This is a genomic window from Liquorilactobacillus sicerae, from assembly GCF_029916425.1.
Classification (GTDB): domain Bacteria; phylum Bacillota; class Bacilli; order Lactobacillales; family Lactobacillaceae; genus Liquorilactobacillus; species Liquorilactobacillus sicerae.
The window spans coordinates 37,225-43,400 of the sequence record NZ_JAHAVQ010000017.1 but is presented as its reverse complement, the minus strand read 5'-3'; the positions used below and the strand labels follow the sequence as shown (position 1 = coordinate 43,400).

The following is a 6,176-nucleotide window of genomic DNA, read 5'->3' as shown; positions in this document are numbered from 1 at the left end:
TGGATTTCCTTTGTGAGTCCTTTATTTTGTTTTAGCGTTGCACTTAAAGTGTAAATTCAAGGCATAAAATAAAAATCGGTACTTAGGATAGAAAAATTTCTATCAGTACCAAATATTATAGAACCAATAAAAAAACATTCATAATTTAGTTATGAATGTTTTTTATTTTCCAAAGCACTATATTGCTTTAAAACACGATCAACCATTTCTTGAGCTTGGCCACTATAATTTTCTGGATTTAAAATCTGGATAAGTGTTGCTTCATCAACCTTTTTAGTAACTCTTTCATCTTGTAGCAAGAATTTCAGAAGAGGCTTACGTTGTTTAAATGCCTGCATACAATTCTCGTAAATTACTTGGTGAGCTCGTTGCCGCCCAATATAGTGTCCTAAAACAAGCATAACCCGTTCAGCAACTATCATTCCATGAGTCATAGATAAATTTTCTTTCACACGATCCTCATGAACCAACATTTCTGTTAAAACTTGATGCAACATTTGCAAAGCTTTACTTAAATTAAGACACATTTGCGGTAAATATGACCAATCAGTTTGCCAAAAAGTCATGTCACGTTCATGCTCTTGGACCATTCCTGAAAAGCCCAATGACGCATTGGCTTGAACTAAACGAGTCAATGCAACAATATTTTCACAAATCATTGGATTTCTTTTTTGTGGCATTGTACTCGAACCAATTTTCCCCATTGTAAAACCTTCTTCAACTTCTCCAATTTCCGTTCTTTGAAGATTAATAATTTCATTAGCGATTTTAGCAACCGTCCCCGCAATTAAAGCCTGGATTGAAGCAAATTCTGCGAAACCATCGCGGGAAACATGCCAAGAAATTAATGGTTCATTTAATCCCAAAATTTGGCAATATCTTTTTTGAACATCTAATCCCTTGTCACCTAAAGAAGCCAGGGTCCCAGCTGCTCCACCTAATTCTCCAACTAAATAACGTCTTTTACCTTGCTGAAGTCGCTCTACATGTCGACCAAATTCTGCTGCCCAAATGGCAACTTTATAACCTAATGTGATTGGAACTGCTTGCTGACCATGCGTTCTTCCAGCCATTACTAAATTACGATATTGTTTAGCTCGCTGTAAACAATCCTCTAAGATTTGATGAACTTGAATCTCAATAATCCTTTGAGCAGCCTTGATCTGCAAAACCAAACCAGTGTCAGTGATATCTTGAGTCGTTGCACCCCAATGTAAATATTTAGCAGCTTGTGGAGATAAAACCCGACTAAAACTTTGAATTTGTGGCATTAGAGGATGAGCCGTTATTTTAAATCCTCGTCGAACTTCAGCCATATCAATATTATCGACTTGAGCCTTAGCTTTGATTTCCTCCGCTGCTTCAGCAGGAATTATCTTCTCTAAAGCTTCTGCTTGTGCCAAAGCCGACCAAGCATTCAACCAACTTTGAATTTGACTTTTTTCTGAAAATACTTGACGCATCGATTTAGTTCCATATTGATCTTTGAATAACTCTGAATCAATTACACTTGAAGCCAATTTAAAACTCCTTTTTATTAAGTCTTAACTTATATTTGATAAAACACAATTTTATTTTAGTCTAAAAAGCTTAAAATTAGCAGAAACTTTTTAGAATTTATCATTATTTTAAATCAAAGAACACATTTAATGATTAAATCATGATTGATTAGAACTCCTTTCAAAATGTCCCTAAATATTTGTGGTAATTATTGTCCAATTATTGATGAAAGCTTACTTCAGATCCTATTTATCAATCAGCGACCATCATTTGATTACGATTAATCACCCAAAAAGGCTACCTGCCCATCAAGAACAGATAACCTATTTATTCAAACAATATTATTTTATCATCAAATAACCAATAAACTTTGGAAAAAGTCAGCTCAAAGGCTTCAATATTAAATGTTAATCAAGAAACTTTTAATGTTTTTCCAACGTAAATTTTATCAGTATTAGTAATATTATTTAAAGCTGCCAATTTTGCTACAGTTGTATTATAAGTTTTAGCAATGCCATAAAGGGTATCACCTGACTTAATCGTATATGTCGATGATGAACTAGAACTAGTAGAACTGTTAGAACTGCTTGTAGATGTTGATGAAGTTGAGCTGGAACTACTTAAGGTTAATACCTCACCAACATAGATCTTATTGCTATTAGAAATATTATTTAGTGATACAAGTTTTGCCACCGTTGTACTGTATGTTTTTGCAATGCCATAAAGAGTGTCACCTGACTTTACTGTATAGGTTGATGATGAACTAGAACCAGTAGAACTGTTAGAACTGCTTGTAGATGTTGATGAAGTTGAGCTGGAACTACTTAAGGTTAATACCTCACCAACATAGATCTTATTGCTATTAGAAATATTATTTAGTGACACAAGTTTTGAAACTGTTGTACCATTTGTCTTCGCAATGCCATAAAGAGTATCACCTGACTTTACTGTATAGGTTGATGACGAACTGGAACCAGTAGAACTGTTAGAACTGCTTGTAGATGTCGATGAAGTTGAACTAGAACTACTTAAAGTCAAGACTTCTCCAACGTAGATCTTATTGCTATTAGAAATATTATTTAGTGATACAAGTTTTGCCACCGTCGTACTGTATGTTTTGGCAATTCCATAAAGAGTATCACCAGATTTTACTGTATAGGTTGATGATGAACTAGTGGAACTACTTGTAGATGTCGATGAAGTTGAACTAGAACTACTCAAAGATAATACTTCACCAACATAAATTTTATTAACATTGGTAATATTATTTAACGATGCAAGTTTTGCCACCGTTGTACTGTATGTTTTGGCAATTCCATAAAGAGTATCACCAGATTTTACTGTATAGGTTGATGATGAACTAGTGGAACTACTTGTAGATGTCGATGAAGTTGAACTAGAACTACTTAAAGTTAAGACTTCACCAACATAAATTTTATTAACATTGGTAATATTATTTAACGATGCAAGTTTTGCTACCGTCGTACTGTATGTTTTTGCAATTCCAGAAAGAGTATCACCAGATTTTACTGTATAAGTTGATGATGAACTAGAAGACGTTGCGGACGTCGAACTAGAACTGCTACTTGAAGAAGACGAAGTACTAGTTCCAGTATACTCAAAAGCCAACTGATCCCATGAAGTTAAGTCATAACTTTCAATAATGTTTTCTAATTTAGAAGTATAACTTGCATCTGTTGCATAACCATCTTCATAAATTAACTCAGCAGCTGTATCTGCATCAGTTTCACCAACTAAATTGCTATAACGCGAACTAGTAGATAACAACTCTGCATGATCAGTTATACTATCATCATCATTATCATACTCACGGAAAGTTGCATAAACGGTATGGTATTCACCATTGTAATACTCTTTAGTTTTTAGTTTAACTGTCTTTCCACTCCAAGAACTGCCTGCTTTGACACCAAATAAATTATGATATTTACTTGCTAAAGTTGAAGTACCCCACCCACTTTCAAGAATTGCCTGGGAAGCTGTTATAGAAGGAAGTATTTTATATTTTATCCATCCTTCAATTGCACCACTAATAATCTTATTTAAAAAGGTTGAAACTTTAGTAGAATAATTATCTGTATTTTCTTCTTCAATTTGCTTAATGGCTGCTTCTAGTTCACTTTCAGATAAAGTGGTTGTTTCGGTACTCGTTGTAGACGTATCACTTGAATCTGATGAAGTTGAATCTGATGAAGTTGAATCATTAGAACTTGCAGTATCAGCTTTTGTCTGCTCTGTTTGACTTGAACTGTTATCAGTTGTTGAAGCCTCGTCAGCACTTGAACTGGACGAAGACGATGAACTTGCAGTATCAGCTTTTGTTTGCTCTGCTTGACTTGAACTGCTATCAGTTGTTGAAGTCTCGTCAGCACTTGAACTGGACGAAGACGATGAACTTGCAGTATCAGCTTTTGTTTGCTCTGCTTGACTTGAACTGCTATCAGTTGTTGAAGTCTCGTCAGCACTTGAACTGGACGAAGACGATGAACTTGCAGTATCAGCTTTTGTCTGCTCTGCTTGACTTGAACTGCTATCAGTTGTTGAAGTCTCGTCAGCACTTGAACTGGACGAAGACGATGAACTTGAACTGTTATCGCTAACAACTGTCAGCGAACTGGATGAAGATGATGAACTGGACGAATCTGCATCACTAATATTATCAGCTTGAACATTTATTGAAGGTATACTCTTAAATTCCATTCCCACTAAAAAGGAAAAAACGGTAACCATACTAAATACCCAAAACTTACCAGCTTTGTACATTTTATAATGTGATTTTTTCTTGGGTTCTATCCTCAACTATATTACCTCCTGAAAGCCCTATTCCCTTATCTTTAGATTATCATAATAAATTACCTGTATAGAGTTTTTTGTTTAATGTAATATTATTGTAAAATAATGCTACATTTCTAACTTCTTGAAAATTTAAATCCAAATTATTCATGGGCTTGATGTTGCTTTTGCTAAATAACATGATCGAGTTCATATACTCAATCTTAGATTACCAAAACCTTAACTATGATGAATAACAACATCACCCTTAATTATAAAATCAATAAATCAAGCCTTAACTTAAATTAACATTGGAAGTTTTATTTAACAATACCCATCATTAAATACTTTTTAGTTACTCAAACAGGTTAATCATTTTCTTTTAACCATTGATCCAGTACTTGAATAAATTCATCATGCTGGTCAAGTAATGCTAGATGTCGACTGTTAGCAAATAAATGCCACTTAGCTCCCGTAATATGGTCGTAAACAGCTTTTGCGATCAAAGGTGTGCACAAATCATCCGTTCCATTAGTAACCAACACTGGCACATGGATCTTTTTAAGCTCGTCAGTCACATCAAAATCACTGATCGTTCCATTTTCAGTAAATTCATTTGGCCCTTCGGCAATCAAACTCGCTTTCTTGCCGTTTGTTGGTCTTCTTAAGGGTTCCGGCGAATTTTCATCAGGATCATTCCAACAATAACGTTCCATATAGCGATCATTAGCTGCTAAATATTTAGGCCCAGTGAAATCTCCAGTTTTTTCAGCTGTAGCAATTGCCTGCTGATCTTCATAACTCAGATATTTAATCAAACGGTGCTGTTCTTTGACCCAGAGCTTAATTGAGGCCGGTGATCCATTGATCATGACACTTTTAATTCCTTGTGGATCAAAATTAGTCAGATAATACATCTCCAACATTCCACCCCACGATTGGCCTAGCAAATGTACCTCATCTAAATGCAAATATTTGCGTAAGGCAATTAATTCCTCTGCCCAAGTTTCTTTGACATAAATCGACTCATCATCTGGAATTGAAGATTTACCGCAACCAACCTGATCATACATAATTAATTGCCGGCCAGTTTTGGCATAATCATCCATTAATTCAAAATAGTTATGGGAAGAACCTGGTCCGCCATGGATCAGTAACAATGGAGCTTGTCCTTTGCTTGATTCTCCAACGATTCGGTAATATGTTCGATATTGATGAAATGGCATATATCCTTCTTGAATTTTCATCCTAAATCAGTCCCTTTCAGTTAATTGCTTATTAGTCTAATTAACATTGATTATATAACTAAACTTATGTTACCAATAGTTACTCCCTGCAACAAAATTAGCTCAGTAATCAAGAATAATTCTAATCGGTCTTTTGTCCATAATTCGAGGATAACTAGTTGATTCCATGTCCCCGATCTTCAATTCTTTTTGTTTTATACTTCTTAAATGATTATAAACTAAGTTATTTCTAATTTAACTTGACATTTCAAGAGAATACAATAAATTAATCAATTTCAGCTTCTATCAAATTCAAGTATTCAGTTGTCAATAATAACTCTACCATTGTCTAAAAATACCATTTGTTGTAATGTTTCTTTAGTCCTTTTAGCAACCGTTTTTGTTATGACTATATCAATTGACCCACCAATTATCGCTCCTACTACTGGAACCATTTTTCCTAAATTAACAACTCCTTTTTGACCAGGCAAACCATTAATCGCCTTATCATAAGGCCATCCCAGTGCCTACATCATTGAATTGAATGTCAAATTCAAATTATTGACTGCCATTTTAATTTCTCCTAAAATAAAATATTTGCGATTGCATAACTCTATTGTTTTATATTATCATAAAAACCCAATTTAATTACCACTTGCA

The 6,176-nt window shown here is 34.4% G+C and carries 4 protein-coding genes; all 4 read right to left on the bottom strand.

Going from position 1 to position 6,176, the window contains the following annotated elements:
• Positions 1-149: 149 nt before the first annotated feature.
• Positions 150-1,520, bottom strand: coding sequence for an adenylosuccinate lyase (gene purB / locus KH893_RS10210; RefSeq protein ID WP_281166027.1), 1,371 nt, complete (start codon positions 1,518-1,520; stop codon positions 150-152).
• A 391-nt stretch (positions 1,521-1,911) separates the two neighbouring features.
• Positions 1,912-4,317: a LysM peptidoglycan-binding domain-containing protein gene (locus KH893_RS10205; protein ID WP_281166026.1), complete on the bottom strand. Its 2,406-nt coding sequence runs from the start codon at positions 4,315-4,317 to the stop codon at positions 1,912-1,914.
• A 341-nt stretch (positions 4,318-4,658) separates the two neighbouring features.
• On the bottom strand, positions 4,659-5,537 hold the full coding sequence (pepI, locus tag KH893_RS10200; RefSeq protein WP_281166025.1) for a proline iminopeptidase: 879 nt from the start codon (positions 5,535-5,537) through the stop codon (positions 4,659-4,661).
• A gap of 299 nt (positions 5,538-5,836) precedes the next feature.
• Positions 5,837-6,007, bottom strand: a complete 171-nt coding sequence (locus tag KH893_RS10195) for a hypothetical protein (RefSeq protein ID WP_281166024.1) — start codon at positions 6,005-6,007, stop codon at positions 5,837-5,839.
• Positions 6,008-6,176 lie beyond the last annotated feature (169 nt).

What these genes read in the sequence shown, in the direction of transcription:
- pepI (WP_281166025.1), bottom strand. Translation starts at nt 5,537, where the DNA reads ATGAAAATTCAAGAAGGATATATGCCATTTCATCAATATCGAACATAT.